A 17,770-nucleotide genomic window follows, 5' to 3' on the forward strand; every position below is an offset into this window, starting at 1 on the left:
AGAGAATCCGGAGCTAGTTTCCTGTGTGGGTAGAGAACATATCGATGCCTGTTACCAACCCCTTAGTAGACAATATAAAATGTGATGTCTGTGTTGTCGGCGCAGGTATAGCAGGCCTGACAACGGCCTATCTGCTGGCCAAAGAAGGCCGTGACGTGGTATTGCTCGAGGCCAAGGAGATAGGCGGTGGAGAAACCAGCCGCACGACGGCTCACCTGTCCAATGCTCTGGACGAGCGATTCGACGAACTTATCCGTCTTTTTGGAGAAGATGGTGCCCGCTTGGCCGCCCAAAGCCACGGAAAAGCGATTGATAAGATTGAAGAAATCATCAAAGATGAAAAAATAGACTGTGATTTTGCAAGGGTAGACGGCTACCTCTTTGCCACCGACAACCAGCAACAGGAAGACCTGATGCGGGAACTGGAGGCAGTCCAGAAAATAGGCTGGCTGGATGTTGTGCTGCGAAAGCACAGTCCGCTGAGCACCCTCACCGAATTCCCTTGTCTGCAATACCCGAATCAGGCGCACTTTCATGTGCTGAAATACCTGTCTGCCCTGGCAAATGCCTTTATCAATGCTGGAGGCCGCATCTTTACCAAAACTAAGGTGGAGCGATTCGATACTGGTCCGGTTGTATCCGTAGTTTCCCATGACGGACATGCTGTTGCAGCAAACCACCTCGTCGTGGCTACTAACACACCGATCAATGACATGGTGACGATGCACACAAAACAGGCACCCTACCGCACTTACGCCATTGGCCTGGCAGTGCGCCAGGGGGAGGTGCCCGACGCATTGTACTGGGACATGGAAAATCCGTATCACTACGTCCGTCTGCTCAGAGGCAAGGCTGGCGGAGAGGATGGAGAGGGACTGGATCTGCTGATCGTGGGAGGCGAAGATCACAAAACCGGGCAGGCCGATCACCTGAGTCAGCGATTTGATTCACTGGAGCGCTGGACCCGTAAACATTTCCCGATGGCTAAAGACGTTATGTACCGCTGGTCTGGTCAGGTGTTTGAGCCAGTGGATGGCCTTGCCTTCATTGGCCGCAATCCTGGTGACAGCGATAATGTGTACATTGCCACTGGCGACTCGGGCCATGGCATGACTCACGGTACGATAGCTGGTATGCTGATCGCAGACCTGATACAGGGTAGGCCGAACCCATGGGAGAAGCTGTACGACCCGGGCCGCAAGAGCACCAAGTCTGTAGGGGAGTTTTTGAAGGAAAATATTAACGTGGCCGCGCAGTTCAAAGACTATGTGACGCCAGGAGAGGTAGAGGACCCCATGGAAGTACTGCCAGGAACCGGCAGAATTATGCGTAAAGGGATGGCTAAAGTAGCGGTCTACTGCGATCAGGACGGGGTGCGGCACCAATGCTCTGCAGTATGCACCCATTTGGGCTGCGTCGTACACTGGAACGAGGTTGAAAGCTCGTGGGACTGCCCATGCCACGGCTCCCGTTTCGATCCGTTTGGGAGAGTTATTACCGGACCAGCTAGCAAGGACCTGGGCCCGGCATCATAAGGAACGGTAACCGGAAACAGAAAGCCCTGCTTTACGATAGCGTAAAGCAGGGCTTTATTGAATCATGTTTTATTTCCAGGCGTCTAACTCCTGGAGGCGATGTGAAATCCGCTCCGACCAATCCTGCTGTACCTGTGCATCCAGACCATGGCGTGACAGCTTGTCGAACTGATCCTGCTCTGCTTTCCAGGCTTTGAATGCGTTGCCAACGGTTGCGTTCAGGTTTGTTTTCAGGTTACCGCAGGAAATACCCAGTTCCTTCAGTTCTTTGCGCAGCATGCGGGCATGTACTTCCGTCAGATCGAAATGCAGTTGCTCATGTGCCAGCAGCTTCTCAGACTGCTTGTTCTTGGACCAGGACTCTCCGGGTAGGAACACGCACTTCACCTCGTAGTAAAACTTATTGTCTTTGCAACGGGCGTCTACGGCCAGGTTGGCAGCCGTCAGGGCATGGTGTGGGTTATTCGACTCAGGCGTCCCCCTGAAATCTTCCCAGTTTAGCTTCCGGGTTGCAGACCAGGCCAGCTGTTCATTGTTTGAAACACTGAGGCTGGCTGGGTTCGGAACATAAATAACAGAGGCCGGCGAACCGGCTGGGGTTGGATAGGGCATAAGCAGGCCTACCAACAGGCTAAGGAGTAGAGTGATAATAAACATCGGCTAAAAGTTTAAAAAGTCTCTATCGGGGCAACACTGGCTCCTGTAAATAGGTGCCACTATTGCATTATTTTATTTACTAAGCCTACTGCTTAGCATTTTAAAGCGCCAGAATAGTAATATAGCAGCAACTGATAAGCCAACTAACAGACCAGTCCAGACACCGTTCACACCGAAATCAAGTTTAAAGCAAAGCACATAACCAACCGGCAGACCAATTACCCAATAAGCAATAAGTGAGATGAGACTAGGTATCCGCACATCTTCCAGACCACGCAGAGCACCAAGTCCCACTACCTGCACACCGTCCGAGATCTGGAAAAGTGCAGCAATAATCAGCAGGGTAGCGGCTATCTCGATCACCACCGGATCGTCTATGTACAGGGAAGGTATGAAATTTTTGCCAGCAATCATAAGAAGACCGCTGCCCATCATGAACAGGGTGCCCATGACAAAGCTACTGATACCAGCCACCTGCATGGACCTGTAGTTTCGGAGTCCTTTCTGATTGCCTACCCGTATGGTCGCCGCCGCCGCGATGCCGCTGGCCATCATGTAAGTAACAGAAGCCACATTGATGGCAATCTGATGTGCGGCCAGTTCACGCGCTCCCAGCCAGCCGATCATAATGGCCGAGAAACTGAAAGCACCCATTTCAAACACCATCTGGCCTGAGATGGGGAGTCCCAGTCGGAAAATGTGGTACATGTGCACAAGAGACAGGTGCCGGAAGGTGAGGAACCGATGGAATGCGGCAAATCGTTTGGCATAGAGCACATAGCCTCCCATCATCATGGCCATGATAATGCGCGAGATCAGGGTTGCCCAGCCTGCGCCTACCAGTCCCATCGGCTCAAAACCCAGTTTACCAAATATCAGAATGTAGTTGAGCACCACGTTGAGAGCATTGGCAATGATGGAGATGTACATAGCCTGCTTTGTGAGCGAGAGCCCTTCCGCAAACTGGCGGAAAGCCTGAAACACCATCAGCGGTACCATGGACAGGAACAGGATATTGATGTAAGGTATAGCCTGCCGGACTACTTCATCCGGTTGCTGGAGCAAGGTGATGTAAGGCGAAAGAAAGTAACCAGCTATAAAAAGAACCACCCCCAGCAACAGGTTGGAAAATAAGCCATTAAGCAGAAGCAGGGAAATGCGGGTATAATTACGCCGGCCGTCTGCCGCAGCAATCAGTGGTGTGATGCTGTAGGAAACGCCCAGGCCGAATACCAGCGTGATCGTAAAAATACTGTTGCCCAGTGAGGCAGCCGCTAGGGGAATCGTACCGATCTGCCCCACCATCAGGCTATCGAACACACTCACCATAATGTGCCCCAGCTGACTTAGCACGACAGGATATGCCAGCAGGAAATTTTTACGGAAGTGCTCTTTGTATTCTTCGGATCTCATAGGGCTTCTGGAAAAGGACTGCAAAATTAGCTTTTTTTCCCTTGCCCTGCACCTTATGATTTTATAGTGCTTGATGATGATATGGTCAGCTGGCTTTTCTGAGGTTGCGCAGTTTCGTCAGGATTGCCTTTGCCGGTATTGGCAGTAGCACAAGCGCAGCTGTCAGGACGATCTTTTTTGTATTCATGAAAGTGTTAAATTGGGTAATGCAGAGAGATTAAACAGCTTTAAAAAGCATATCCGCAAAGCCGCCTTCTTCATCCAGGTAGGAGGTGACGAATTCGAACCCGGCCAGGCGACCCGTTTCAGTGGTCTGCGGCAGTGTATACTTATGTGAGCTCTCCGTATGGATCGCCTCCCAGGCAGTAAACGAATAACGCTCCTGTGTAGCTTCCAGGTATACCTCCTGGTCACGTTGGCTTACCAGAAAGCTTTTCATTACCCCCAGCTGTGGATCGTACAGGGCATAGTGTTTGAAGCCATTCAGGTCAAAATTACCTCCTAATTCTCTGTTGATGCGCTCCAGCAGGTTCATATTAAAGGCAGCTGTTATACCGCTGGCATCGTTGTAGGCTGCCAGGATAGTCCCTGGATCTTTGCGTAAATCCACGCCGAGCATGAAAAGATCCCCTGGCTGCAGATGCTGCCTGATCTGGCAGATAAAGTCCTGCCCCTCTTCACGCTCAAAGTTGCCAATGTTGGAGCCCAGGAAGAGGACGACCTTTCGTTCGTTCAAGTGTTGCTCGAGCCACTTCAGGCCTGTGATATACTCTGCCACTACTGCGCGCACATGCATTTCTGGGTGCTCCTGCCGCAGGTCCTTGCCCAGTTCCTGCATCGCAGACCCCGATATATCCATGGGTACATAATCAAAGGGCTTCTCCTGCTTTACCAGTTCCTGCAACAGCAGATTGGTTTTCATGGCATCTCCTGCACCCAGGTCTACCAGGTGAAAGAAGCCATCAGCGGCAAATGCACTGACCATAGCCGACCGGTGCTGCTGCATCAGACTATACTCGGCCCGCGTCAGGTAATACTCGGGCAGGGCCATGATCTGCTGGAATAGCCTGCTTCCCTTGGCATCATAAAAGTAGCGGGAAGATAATTGCTTGGGGCTCTGGCCTAGGCCTTCAGCTACATCTTTGGCAAACTCAGCTCTGTCCTGGCTGCCGTCTGTCTTTCTGGAGAGGTCAATCAGCGTATTAGGGGTTGTTTGTAAAAGCATAGTTTTATTGTGCCAGTCTTATTCCGGAGAATTGCCAGCGTTTGTCGGGGTGAAAAAAATTACGGTAAGTGGTTCTGATATGGCGCTCAGGCGTTGCGCAGGAACCACCCCGCAACACCATCTGGTTGACCATAAACTTCCCATTGTACTCACCCAGTGCGCCGGCGCCGGTCGAGAATCCAGGGTAGGGGTGATAGGCACTGTAGGTCCACTCCCAGGAATCCCCATAAAGCTGCTGCATACCTGTGCCTGAGGTAGCAGCCTTGGGTTCATACATACCTGTTTCCTGAAAGTTGCCTTCAACAGGTGGGTATACCTGCGAAGCCGCCTCCCATTCAAACTCCGTCAAGAGGCGCTTTCCTGCCCAGGTGGCATAGGCCTGTGCCTCATAGAAACTGATGTGGCTGACTGGTTTGTGCAAGTCCAGCTTTTCTAGTCCATGCATAGTAAACTGATACCAGTCCCCGTCCTGCTCCAGCCAGTATAAGGGGGCTTTGAGATTATCTCTCCGTACCATGGCCAGTCCCTCGTCCAGCCAGAAACGGAAATCGCTATACCCGTCCTCCTGCATAAACTCCAGGTATTCCCTGTTGGTTACCAGCCGGTTCATGATCTGAAAGTCGGCAAGCAGCACCTCGTGCACACCCAGCTCGTTGTCGAAGCTGAAACCCTCTCCCTGAAAACCGATGCGGTAGATGCCGCCGGGCACTTCCAGAAATGCTGCCTCTCCCGGATTGGATGCCTGTGGAACTGACACTGCTTCGTGGTAAGCAGGTAAAAGCGCGTTGGTGCTAAGAATATACTTGATATCGGTGATAAGGAGTTCCTGGTGCTGCTGTTCATGTTGCAGACCCAGTTCCAGTACAGGCAGCAACTCTTCCAGCTTTTCGTCGCTCAGCGTGTTCAGTAGCTCACCCATATGTTCATTCACATGGCGCCGGTAAGCATAAACATCCCGAAGGGGAGGTCGGGTAAGTGTGCTTCGCTCTGCCCGCTGCACCCGGTTGCCTACCGTATTATAGTAGGAGTTGAACAAAAAGGCATAGCTTGGATGAAACACCCTGTAGTTTTTGAGGTATGGCCCTAATACAAACTGCTCGAAAAACCAGGTAGAATGGGCCATGTGCCATTTTGGTGGACTCACATCCACCATCGGTTGCACCACAGTATCTTCTGGTTCGAGGGGAGCGCAAATTTTTTCAGTCTGAGTCCGGATCTGGTTAAACCGCTCGAGCGTGGTCTTGTTGATAGAAGCAGTCAGTATGTTCATAGGCATCTGGGGTATGCTGGAGATACAGAAGCAGGTTAATGCAGCGGAGGGAATGCATTAAAGTGCTTCTAACTGTCGTATTAACTCATTTTCTACGTACTTTGTTTTCGATAAGCCGATATTGGTAAGACTAATCTGATGCTATTATGCCTTTATTTCTGACAGTTACGCCTCATCAACTTCAGTTTAAATTTGATGCCCGCACCTCACGTGGCGCTATGCGAACGCATCAGGTATACTACCTGCACCTGCACGATTCGGACAGGCCTGGGATAATAGGAGTGGGTGAGTGTGCGCCACTTCCTGGCTTGAGCATCGATGCACGTCCTGACCTTGCGTCAAAACTTAACCAGCTATCGGAGGACGTTCGGCAGCGGCAATTCACAGCAGATGAGCTGCAGATGCTTTTAAAGTCTGATGAACTAGTCGAGTGGCCATCCATACGGTTTGCGCTCGAATCAGCATGGCTGGATCTGCATCAGGGGGGCAGGAAGATACTATTTGAGAATGACTTTAGTCAGGGGACCACAGGTATACCGATCAATGGTTTGGTCTGGATGGGGGAGAAGGATTTTATGCAGCAGCAGATCAGTATGAAGCTGGATGAAGGCTATACCTGCCTGAAGCTGAAAATAGGCAGTCTGGATTTTGCCACCGAACTTGACATACTGCATCAGATCCGTGAGGTGGCCGGGCCGGAAAACCTGACGATTAGAGTAGACGCAAACGGTGCTTTTGCCCCGGATGAAGCCTTTCGGAAACTGGAGCGCCTGGCCAGGTATAGCCTGCATTCCATCGAACAACCCATCCGGCAGGGGCAGCCTGAACAGATGCAGCAACTCTGTGCCTATACGCCTGTACCTATCGCCCTTGACGAAGAACTGATCGGGGTGCAGGATGCCACGAAACAGGTTGCATTATTAGACTTTATAAAGCCGCAATACATCATCCTGAAGCCAACCTTAGTAGGAGGACTGCAAGCGAGTGCTGACTGGATCGATATGGCAGTACAGCGCGACATTGGCTGGTGGATGACTTCAGCACTGGAATCGAACATCGGGCTCAATGCGATCAGTCAGTTCACGGCCAATTACGCGATCGATATGCCGCAGGGACTGGGGACTGGCCAGCTTTACCACAACAATGTGGCTTCTCCACTTCAGATAGACAAAGGCTGGCTCCGGTATGGGGATGGCTCCTGGGGCGAACTGCCGCAATAGGTTGTCTATACCTTAGTGAGAGCTATAAACAAAGGCGGCTGCAAATCTTGCAGGCCGCCTCTGTTTAAGCTGGTATGTCTATTAGTTTGATCCCGGACGACCGCGGTACATTCCCGGACCACGCTGCATGTTCTCTTCAGTAGCCGGTGCTCCTTTGAAGCTGCGGATGTTATAAGAGAAAGTCAGCATGAAGAAGCGCTGCAGCACAGTGGACTGCACATCCTCTACATAAGACTCCGTGATATTGCGACGAATGCTCACGTTTTGGTTCATCAGGTCATTCACGCTCAGGCTGATCTCACCCTGTTTGTCTTTGAAGATCTTCTTGCCAAGGCTCATGTTCCAAAGCAGGAAGCTGTTGTCCACGCCCGCTGAGAGACCAGAGTTGTACTGGTGGTTCAGCTCGGTGCGGTATACCAGATCTTTCCAAAGAATCCAGTTATAGCGAACGCTGGTGTTCTGGTTGAAGTAATTGTTGTTCTGAGTCGTACGCAGTGTGTTTGACACAATGTTGTAGCTCGAGAAAGTGGACACTGTGAAGTCTATTTTTTCGCTGATGTTGCTGCTGATATTAATGCCGGCACCCAGGTTAGTGTTGTTGGCATAGTTGATCTGTTCGTCAATCATACCTGGTATTCTGGAATAACCCACCGTACCATTCACATTAAAGTTAGAGCTGATAAAGTTAAGCGGCTGCCCGTAGTTAAAGAATGAACGCACATTGTAGTGCCCATCCAGGTTTACAGGGCGGCTCAGGCGGGCACCCGGGCGCAATTCATATCCTTCAGCTATACCTTCCGGTACGTTTGTCGTGTACACGCTGTTGGCCACGTAGTTGTTGGTCATCGTACCGAACATGCCGATAAAGAACACGCGGTTTGTCTCCGCATTGAAGTTGCGGTAGCGGATGTTCAGACGGCTCTGGTAATCTTGATCCAGGTCTGCGTTACCGATGCGTGCCTGCAACGGGTTAGAGATGTCCAGCACTTCCTGCAGCTGCTCTACAGATGGCACGTTGGTGCTGGTTCTGAAGTTCAGGGTCAGGTTCTGAGAGTTAGAGAACTTGTACTCGTACTCAGCCGACGGGAGGAAGTTGTTGAACTTACGCTCCAGTGGAGCCAAATCAACCGGGAACTGGCTGTCCGTGTTCAGTGTCGCGTACTGGTAACGGGCATTCAGCTGAAGTCTGGCTTTGTCGTCGCGGTACTGGTAGCTTGGGCCTATGTTCTGAGAGAGGTAATCGCTCTTGAAGGTGCTGCTCAGCGGTGTATTGAAGTTTGTATATCCACCGGCTGTTTCCATGTAGTCGTAGGTTCTGCGGTCTGAGTCACGCATCTGGTTGCCAATGCTATACTCTAACTGCCAGCGGGATTTTTCACCCAGGCGCTGCGAGTAGTTGGTGCTGCCTGACCAGCTGAAGTTTTTGCGGTCCAGGCGAATGTACTGGTCGCGGAGCACGTTTCTATCAGGGTTTTCAAAGTTCTCGGTCTGCTCAAACTGATAGCCATCTCCTTCTACATTGTTGATGCTCGTGTTGAAGTTAGTCGTCAGAATGCGGCCAGAGTCACCGAAACGCTTTGAATAGAGGATGTTGTTGTTGAAGTTGAAGGAGGTGTTGTCAGAGCTTGCGCGGTTAAGCGACTCCGAAAGCGTGCCTTCCAGATCAAAGGTGCGGGCGTTTCTGCCAGTAAAGCTGTTATCATTCTGCACACGCAGGCTAGGAGTTACCAAAAGGCGGTTGTTCTCATTGATGTTGTACTGCAAACGCATGTTCAGGCGATGACCGTCTTCACGGTCTCGGTTGTCGGCATACTCAGTATACTGCAGACCAGCATCATCGGAAACAAAGTCACGGAAACGGTACTGGTCGTTGATGATATCGCGGTTGGTGTAGTTGTAGTTGGCGCTCACATCCATTTTCTTACCCCACTTGTCCTGGTAGTTGATGCCGAAGTTGTTGGTGTTGATAATACCAATCGGGGAGCCACCGCCCCAGCCGCCTCTTCGACCACGCATGCCACCACCTGGTGTTTCACCGATCGAGAAGTCAAACATGTTGATGTTGTTGGTCAGGCCTGTTACCGTGATGCGACGGTCGTTGTTGAAGTAGTTGACAGCGGCACCGGCCATGTACCGGTCATCAGTACCGTAGCCCGCGGAGATCTTACCCGTATAACCCTGACGGCGGTCTTTGCGGGTTATGAAGTTGATCGTCTTGAGGCGGTTGCCATCATCAAAGCCACTGAAGGCAGCCTGATCGCTCTGGGCGTCAAATATCTGCACATTCTCGATCATGTCAGAAGAGATGTTACGCATGGCCGAGGTTACATCCTCACCGGTATAGCGCTTTCCGTCGATCATCACCTGGCGTACTTCTTCGCCCTGTGCCTGAATACGACCATCCTGTACCTGCACTCCCGGCATTTTAGTCACTAAGTCCTCGGCACTGGCATCAGGCGCTGTCTTGAAGGCCTTGGCATTGAATTGGGAAGTATCACCTTTTTGCTCACCAAGCGGTGCACGGCCGATAATCTGCACTTCACCCAGTCTGGTGTTTTGCTCCTGCATGCTCAGCACACCCAAATTGACAGGTGCCTGTGCCACCTGCACCGGCTTTGACAGCATGTCATAACCCAGGAAACGAACCTCCAGGGTATAATTACCAGAAGGAACCCGCTCAAAGCGGAAAGCGCCCTGGCCATCAGTCATCGTGGTCAGGATTGCCTCGCTGGCTGCACGCTTCATTACGACGCTGGCGCCCGGCAAGCCGCTTTTGTCCGTGGCACTCTGCACCGTGCCGGTTACGGTTTGTGCGTATACCTGTGAAAAGCTGATCAACATGATCAGCAGAGAGAATAATTTTCTCATCAGATTGTAGAATTGAGTAGTAGTGATGGTCTATTAAGTAATCGGATAATTAAGCGTAAGATCATCAGCAAGCGGTATGGAGCCCTGCTGTTGCTATCTTTAGAATACAGAAGGGAGGCTAAGGTTTAAACATTAGCTAGAAATATTTTCAGAACAGGATGAACGGGCAGATAATGCCGATAAACTGCGTTGGCAGGCAGACAAACCTGTCTCAGCGAGACCGTCGTCAAATCTCGCGGATAGGAGTACATGCTCTTTTGGGCTTCAAACAGAAGGGGTGTAAAATCCGGCTAGCGGTACTTTTCCCGTAACAGTTCAGCTACTTTTACCATACCTGTGCTGGCTTTCTCTTCGAACAGATGCAGGTTTGGCCGGGGCCGCATATAGGGGAGATTGGGGTCTACCACAAAGATCGGCGCTTCATCCGGAACCAGGTCCACAAGACCGGCAGCGGGATATACCACCAGGGAGGTGCCCACAACCAGAAAGATATCTGCACACAAAGTTTCTGCCATGGCCTGCTCCATCATCGGAACAGGCTCGCCAAACCACACGATATTGGGGCGGAGCTGGGAGCCGCGTGCACATTTATCGCCGAGGTTCAGCTGCCAGCCTTCTATCGGATAAACCAGCTTAGGATCAAGTGTACTGCGGCTCTCGAAAAGTTTACCATGGAGGTGAATCACATCAGTAGAGCCGGCCCGCTCGTGCAGGTCATCCACGTTCTGCGTAATGATCTTGACCTCAAAGTCCTGCTCTAGTTCAGCCAGTATTTTGTGGCCGGCATTGGGTTGAACGTTGTGTGCATTTTTCCGTCGCTGGTTGTAGAAGTCCAGCACAAGTTCCGGATTCTTACGCCAGCCTGTGGGGAGGCCACTTCCATCACATCATGCCCTTCCCAAAGTCCGTTTGCATCGCGGAAGGTAGCGATGCCGCTTTCCGCACTTATACCTGCTCCTGTAAGCGCTACAATTCTTTTCTTAGACATGCATCTGCTGATTTGATCTCCTGTAATTTACTCTGTGTACGCCATTCGGGTTTATTTATCCGCAGGGTGATCCTATAGAAAACCTTATACCTATACCTGCAGAAGGGACGTAAAAAAGCCGCTCATTTTAGAGCGGCTTTTCCTGGTTATTTCTTCTTCGCCGTGCCCGTTTTCTTGGCGGCCGGTTTTTTAGCGGCGGCCTTCTTGGCAGCTGTTTTCTTGGTGGCCGGTTTCTTTTCAGCTGTGGCTGTTTCGGCTTTCTTCTTGAATCCGCCACGACCCTTCTTCTCGGGTGTCTGCTCCGCCAGGTCCAGACATTCCTGCAGGGTAAGATCAGCCGGTTCTTTCCCTTTCGGGATCTTCACGTTTTTCTTGCCCACTACGATGTAAGGGCCATACCTGCCATTGAGCACCTGCACATCCGGATTTTCCGGGAAAGTCTTGATGAGTTTTTCGGCATCGGCCTTCCGCTTCGCTTCAATGAGAGCAATGGCTTCATCTGCCGTTACCGTCATCGGGTCCAGTGTCTTGGGCAGAGAGTAGAACTTGCTGGCGTGGCTGATGTAAGGACCGAAGCGACCGATGGCAGCCTTCATCTCCTTGTCCTCATACACCCCGACGATGCGTGGCAGTTTGAACAAGTCCAGGGCGTCTTCCAATGTCAGGCTTTCTATGAACTGGCCTTTGCGCAGGCTGGCGTAGACTGGTTTATCACCTGTATCCGGATTTTCTTCTCCCAGCTGCACGTAGGGACCGAAGCGTCCTAGTTTGGCTATGATCTTCTGCCCTGACACAGGATCTATACCTATCTCACGTGCACCAGAAACGTCGGCACGGTTAATGTTTTCGCTGTTTTCAATGCGCTTATGGAATTTCTCGTAGAAATTCTCCAGCATTTGTTCCCATTCCTGCTGCCCGTGAGCGATCTCGTCAAACTCAGCCTCTACACGGGCTGTGAATGAGTAATCGATCACATTCGGGAAATGTTCTACCAGGAAATCGTTCACCACCATGGCCATATCCGTGGGGAAGAGCTTGCTCTTCTCCGCACCTGTGATCTCGGTTTTGGTCTGCGCGCTGATCTGGTCATTTTTAAGCGTCAGGACGTTGAACTTGCGCTCTTTACCTTCTCTGCTGTCCTTCTCAACATAACCACGTTTCTGGATAGTTGAGATGGTAGGAGCGTAGGTAGATGGTCGGCCTATACCCATTTCTTCCAGTTTTTTTACTAGGCTGGCTTCTGTATACCTTGGCGCAGGACGGGAGTAGCGCTGTGTTGCCTGCATCTGACGTAAGCCAAGCTGCTGGCCTATACTTAATGGTGGCAACATGCCCTTTACATCCTCGTCACTGCCTTCTTCATCGTCTTTCGACTCGATGTATACCTTCAGGAATCCCTCGAACTTGATCACCTCTCCGGTAGCCACCAGTTTGTCGGGCTGCGTGGAGATATCGATCGTGGCAGTTGTTTTCTCAATCTCGGCATCAGCCATTTGAGAGGCAATGGCACGCTTCCAGATCAGTTCGTACAGTCGCTGCTCGTTGCGGTCGCTGCTCGCTACCATTTGCGAGAAGTCGGTTGGGCGGATGGCCTCGTGTGCCTCCTGCGCTCCGGAAGACTTCGTTTTGAAACGACGGGTCTTCACGAACTTCTCCCCAAAGGAGTTGCGTATCGCGCTGGATGCGCCTTGGATCGCCTCGTCCGATAAGTTGAGGGAGTCAGTACGCATGTAGGAGATTTTACCAGCCTCGTACAGGCGCTGTGCTACCGTCATGGTCTGGGCAACTGAGAAGTACAGCTTGCGGCTGGCCTCCTGCTGCAGGGTAGAGGTCGTAAAAGGAGGGGCGGGGCTGCGCTTGAGCGGTTTCGTCTCCAGGTTGCCAATTGTATAGTCAGCTCCGACACATCGTTGCAGGAAAGCCTGTGCCTCTTCCTCGGTTTTGAATTTAGCAGGCAACTCCGCCTCCAGGGTTTTGCCCTGCACATCAAACTGAGCAGTGATCCGGAAGCTCGACTCAGCGTTGAACTTCTCGATCTCACGCTCACGCTCCACCACCAGGCGCACAGCCACAGACTGCACACGACCAGCTGAGAGGCCTGTTTTGATCTTTTTCCAGAGTACCGGTGAGAGCTCAAAACCTACCAGGCGGTCCAGCACGCGGCGGGCCTGCTGCGCATTCACGAGGTCCATGTCGATACCACGCGGTGTGCTGATAGCGTTAAGGATAGCGTTTTTGGTGATTTCCCGGAAAACAATGCGGCGTGTTTTGGCTTCGTTCAAGTTCAGGGCTTCGGTCAGGTGCCACGAAATGGCTTCTCCTTCGCGGTCGTCGTCCGATGCGAGCCATACCGTTTCGGCTTCCTTGGCAAGTTTCTTTAGCTGTGAAACGACGTCTTTTTTGTCGCTCGATATCACATAAGTGGGTTTAAACTTATTTTTGATATCGATGGCGTTGTTGTCTTTAGGCAGGTCCCGCACATGGCCGAAACTCGATTTCACCACAAAATCTTTTCCCAGGTATCCTTCAATCGTTTTGGCCTTGGCCGGTGACTCGACTATGACTAGATTTTTTATCATCCTTTATATTTAGGGGCGATTCATTTGAATTTTGCCCAAAGTTCAAATTTTTTTTCAAACATATACAACCTGAAATTGATAACATAGGTTTAACATGCCATCATTGTTTTGGTGAACAGGCTGTTTTATTAGCTTAACTATCTATACGGACCACTTTTATAATTATATGCAACGATTGTTAGTCATTTGCCGCCACGCAGAGTCAAATGATCCCTTCCCGCTCCAACCAGACTTTGAACGGGAACTCACAAAAAACGGACAGCATCAGGCGAGAATAACCGGGCAGTGGCTCCGTGACACGTTCCAGAAGGTTGATATGATCCTGAGCAGCCCGGCCCCACGTGCCGGTCTGACCGCCAGGCTATTGGCTGACAAGCTATACTTTGATGAGGAGCGGATTGATTACGTCCCTGACTTCTACAATGCACGAGAAAATGTGCTGGCTAAGGTACTGGGCAAGCTTCCGGACCATGTGACGCGTGTGCTGCTGGTCGGGCACAACCCAGGTATAACAAGCCTTGTTCGTACCCTGACTGAGCAGCATGTCGCTTACCTCGAGCCGGCTGGGCATACGCCATCAAGTTCGATCTGGACACCTGGCAGGACCTGCATGTTAAAAGCGGAAAGCTGGAATCAAGCTTTATACAAGCTTAAAGTGCAGGCATTATTTGTCAGTTTTTTTTGATAGCTTTAGAAACTCATTACTATTTGCACCTATACCTGATCATCAAGAAGCTGGATGAAAACTAAAATAGTAGCTGTGATTAACCAAAAAGGTGGCACAGGTAAAACAACTACCACCATCAACCTAGGCAGTGCACTAAGCAAATTAGGATATAAGGTCCTGCTGGTTGATCTCGACCCTCAGAGCAATTTATCCTATAGTCTTGCTGTCTCTTCGCCTGATCAGACACTGGCCGAGGCTTTTCTGGGGTCACAATCCTTCAAAGACATTATAGTTGAAAAAGATGGCCTTTGGGTAGCTCCGGGGTCGAACGAACTGGTGGATGTAGAGATATCGCTGGTTTCGCAGCCGGACAGGGAGCAGTTCCTCAAAACCATGCTCTCGCAGGTCAAAGGGTTTGATTATGTGCTGATTGACTGTCCACCATCGCTTTCAGTCCTAACACTGAATGCACTGACAGCCTCGCAAGAAGTACTCATACCTTTGCAAATGGAGGTACTGACCCTGCAGGCCTGGACCAGATCATGCAGACGATTGCCAAAGTAAAAAAAGCATTTAATCCGAAACTTAAAATCAAAGGGATCGTAGTGGTCATGTTTGATGTGCGTCGCAAGCTGAGTCAGGAAGTGCTTGCATACCTGCGCGAGAACGTGAAAGAAAAAATATTTGGCAGTCAGATCAGACTCAATGTAAAGCTGGCAGAAGCACCTTCTTTTGGCAAAAGTGTGTTAGACTATGATAACGCTTCCAATGGGGCGAAAGACTACACCGCACTTGCCGCTGAGTTTTGTCAGGTATAACGTTAGCTTGCAAACAATCGCTATTTTTGAGTAAATTGCCGTAACATTCCCCTTGTACTGTTCAGCCTGTCAGTCTAAAACTGATGCTGACGAAGGGTCGGACAGATGACAAACCCCATACAACCCTAAACATATGGCCTTAGGTAAAAATTTGAAGCTGAGCAAGGAAAAGCTCATCAGTGACGTAGAAACCAGCCAGTCAGAAAAGTCGACTCCGTCGCGTGCGAAAGCCAAGCAGCAGACGCCCGTTGCCACAACTACCGTGGAAGAGAAGCCGGAGACGTCCAAGCCAAAACAGGAAAGCGCAACTACCGCTGCCTCGTCAGCAAAGCCAGAAACATCTGATGCTGCTGGCAGAAAAGATGCTGGAACCAGCTCGCTTGCAGTGAAAAGTGCCCCTAATGGCAAGCAAAGCCGCAAGCAGGTGTTGCCTTCAAGCCCTGAGTACATCAGCGAACAGTTGAACAAAGTGCTTTATGCACTTGATGCCTTTAAGAAAGGGGATATCTCAGTTCGCCTGACAAAGCAGAACGACGACATCTTTGCTGAGATCGCCGAAGCCTACAATTCGATGGTGGAAATGATCGGTGGTGTAGGCGGGGAGGTGTCGCGCATTTCTAAAGTAGCCGGTGTGGAGGGTAACCTGAAAGCCCGCGCCTCGGCCGAGAATGCTTCCGGTTTCTGGAAGGACATGATCAATAACATCAACGGCCTGGTGGATTCCATTGCGGTTCCTGTACTTGAAGTGGGTAAAGTACTGAAGAACATCTCGCGTGGTAACCTGGACGAGACTTTCCAGATTCCTGTATCGGGTGACTTTAAGGTGATGGCCGAAACCATTAACCGCACGATTGACAACCTGAACCTGTTTGCAGGTGAGGTAACGCGTGTGGCCTTGGAAGTGGGTACGGAGGGTAAGCTAGGTGGCCAGGCATCGGTGCCAAACGTGGCCGGTGTTTGGAAAGACCTGACTGACAATGTAAATACCATGGCCAGTAACCTGACATCCCAGGTACGCGACATTTCTAGTGTGGCGACTGCGGTAGCGAAAGGTAACCTGGCTCAAAAAATATCAGTGGATGTACGCGGTGAGTTTGCCCAGCTGAAGGACAACATGAACCAGATGGTGGACTCACTGAACATCTTTGCTGACGAAGTAACCCGTGTGGCGCGTGAAGTGGGTACCGAAGGACGCCTCGGCGGTCAGGCCAAAGTACCAAACGTGGGCGGGGTTTGGAAGGACCTCACCGACAACGTGAACACCATGGCAAGCAACCTGACCTCTCAGATGCGTGACATTGCGAACGTGTCTACTGCTGTTGCGAAAGGCGACCTGACGCAGAAGATCACAGTGAATGTACGTGGTGAGATGGCTGAGCTGAAAGACATCATCAACCAGATGGTGGACTCGCTCAATATTTTCGCAGGTGAGGTAACCCGTGTGGCGCGTGAAGTGGGAACAGAAGGTAAACTAGGTGGTCAGGCTGCTGTACCAAATGTAGAAGGTACCTGGAAAGAACTCACTGACAACGTGAACCTGATGGCAGGTAACCTGACCCTGCAGGTACGTGACATTGCTGAGGTAGCAACAGCGGTAGCAAAAGGTGACTTGACCCAGAAAGTGTCTGTGGACGTGAAAGGGGAGCTGGGTGACCTGAAAGACATCCTGAATGAAATGGTGGACCGACTGAATGTGTTTGGCGCGGAAGTAACCCGTGTGGCACGTGAGGTAGGAACAGAAGGTATACTGGGTGGCCAGGCCAACGTACCAAACGTGGCGGGCATCTGGAAAGAGCTAACCGACAATGTGAACTACATGGCGTCTAACCTGACGCTGCAAGTGCGTGACATCGCCAATGTAGCAACAGCAGTTGCGAAAGGTGACCTGAGTCAGAAGATCACGGTGAACGTGAAAGGCGAACTAGCCGACCTGAAGGAGAACCTGAACCAGATGGTGGACTCACTCAACATCTTTGCTGACGAGGTAACCCGTGTGGCAAGAGAGGTGGGTACAGAAGGTCGTCTCGGCGGCCAGGCCAAAGTACCAAACGTGGGCGGGGTTTGGAAAGACCTCACCGACAACGTGAATACCATGGCCTCCAACCTGACCCTGCAGGTACGCGACATTGCCAATGTAGCCACCGCGGTAGCGAAAGGCGATTTGGCGCAGAAAGTGTCTGTGGACGTGAAGGGTGAGCTCGGTGAGTTGAAGGAAAACATCAACCGCATGGTGGACTCGCTCAACATCTTCGCCGGTGAGGTAACCCGCGTGGCCCTTGAAGTGGGTACCGAGGGTAAACTGGGCGGACAGGCCAACGTGCCGAACGTCGCCGGTGTTTGGAAAGACTTAACAGACAATGTAAATACCATGGCCTCCAACCTGACAACGCAGGTGCGAGGTATAGCAAAAGTGGCCACCGCGGTAGCGAAAGGCGACTTGAGCCAGAAAATTACGGTAGAGGCTCGCGGTGAAATTCTCGACCTGAAGGAGAACCTGAACCAGATGGTGGATTCACTTAACATCTTCGGT

12 protein-coding genes and 1 pseudogene are annotated in these 17,770 nt (G+C 51.2%); 6 read left to right on the plus strand and 7 right to left on the minus strand.

Translation table 11 applies throughout. The features are described from left to right. Positions 1-44: 44 nt before the first annotated feature. Complete coding sequence (locus tag O71_RS13235; RefSeq protein ID WP_051017765.1) at positions 45-1,535, plus strand: FAD-dependent oxidoreductase; 1,491 nt, start codon at positions 45-47, stop codon at positions 1,533-1,535. Positions 1,536-1,604: 69 nt separating this feature from the next. Here the strand turns inward: O71_RS13235 and O71_RS13240 are convergent, their stop codons facing one another. The 4 genes from O71_RS13240 to egtB form a co-directional block, all read right to left on the minus strand. Next, a complete protein-coding gene (locus tag O71_RS13240; protein WP_007657579.1) occupies positions 1,605-2,192 on the minus strand; it encodes a DUF922 domain-containing protein in 588 nt (195 codons plus the stop codon). A gap of 72 nt (positions 2,193-2,264) precedes the next feature. Next, positions 2,265-3,605, minus strand: coding sequence for an MATE family efflux transporter (locus O71_RS13245; RefSeq protein ID WP_007657581.1), 1,341 nt, complete (start codon positions 3,603-3,605; stop codon positions 2,265-2,267). Positions 3,606-3,822: 217 nt separating this feature from the next. After that, the gene (gene egtD / locus O71_RS13250) at positions 3,823-4,830 is read right to left on the minus strand and encodes an L-histidine N(alpha)-methyltransferase (protein ID WP_007657583.1); all 1,008 of its coding nucleotides are present in this window, start codon (positions 4,828-4,830) and stop codon (positions 3,823-3,825) included. Between the two features lie 4 nt (positions 4,831-4,834). Continuing rightward, positions 4,835-6,100 (minus strand): ergothioneine biosynthesis protein EgtB, encoded by a 1,266-nt coding sequence (egtB, locus tag O71_RS13255; protein WP_007657585.1) that lies wholly within the window; start codon positions 6,098-6,100, stop codon positions 4,835-4,837. A 146-nt stretch (positions 6,101-6,246) separates the two neighbouring features. Between egtB and O71_RS13260 the strand changes: the two genes are divergently transcribed. After that, the gene (locus tag O71_RS13260) at positions 6,247-7,320 is read left to right on the plus strand and encodes an o-succinylbenzoate synthase (RefSeq protein ID WP_007657587.1); all 1,074 of its coding nucleotides are present in this window, start codon (positions 6,247-6,249) and stop codon (positions 7,318-7,320) included. An 81-nt stretch (positions 7,321-7,401) separates the two neighbouring features. On the opposite strand, the gene O71_RS13265 is transcribed toward O71_RS13260, so the two are convergent. From O71_RS13265 to topA, 3 genes and pseudogenes are all read right to left on the minus strand, one after another. Beyond that, positions 7,402-10,188, minus strand: a complete 2,787-nt coding sequence (locus O71_RS13265; RefSeq protein WP_155800886.1) for a TonB-dependent receptor — start codon at positions 10,186-10,188, stop codon at positions 7,402-7,404. Between the two features lie 512 nt (positions 10,189-10,700). Further along, positions 10,701-11,176: pseudogene (locus O71_RS13270) on the minus strand (Sir2 family NAD-dependent protein deacetylase); the annotation flags it as partial. 146 nt (positions 11,177-11,322) lie between these two features. Further along, the gene (gene topA / locus O71_RS13275) at positions 11,323-13,755 is read right to left on the minus strand and encodes a type I DNA topoisomerase (protein ID WP_007657593.1); all 2,433 of its coding nucleotides are present in this window, start codon (positions 13,753-13,755) and stop codon (positions 11,323-11,325) included. Positions 13,756-13,921: 166 nt separating this feature from the next. Here topA and O71_RS13280 point away from each other — a divergent pair, with 166 nt between their 5' ends. From O71_RS13280 to O71_RS13290, 4 genes are all read left to right on the plus strand, one after another. Further along, positions 13,922-14,440 carry a histidine phosphatase family protein gene (locus O71_RS13280; protein WP_007657595.1) on the plus strand — a complete coding sequence of 173 codons (519 nt, stop codon included), beginning with the start codon at positions 13,922-13,924 and terminating at the stop codon, positions 14,438-14,440. 54 nt (positions 14,441-14,494) lie between these two features. Beyond that, complete coding sequence (locus O71_RS13285) at positions 14,495-14,986, plus strand: ParA family protein (protein WP_007657597.1); 492 nt, start codon at positions 14,495-14,497, stop codon at positions 14,984-14,986. Beyond that, the gene (locus tag O71_RS26530; RefSeq protein WP_007657599.1) at positions 14,965-15,240 is read left to right on the plus strand and encodes a ParA family protein; all 276 of its coding nucleotides are present in this window, start codon (positions 14,965-14,967) and stop codon (positions 15,238-15,240) included. The genes O71_RS13285 and O71_RS26530 overlap by 22 nt, the downstream gene beginning before the upstream one ends. Positions 15,241-15,373: 133 nt before the next feature. Next, positions 15,374-17,770 (plus strand): HAMP domain-containing protein (locus tag O71_RS13290; protein ID WP_007657602.1); only part of this gene is annotated, 2,397 nt, incomplete at its 3' end.

The sequence above is a fragment of the Pontibacter sp. BAB1700 genome, from assembly GCF_000277005.1.
Lineage (GTDB): Bacteria > Bacteroidota > Bacteroidia > Cytophagales > Hymenobacteraceae > Pontibacter > Pontibacter lucknowensis.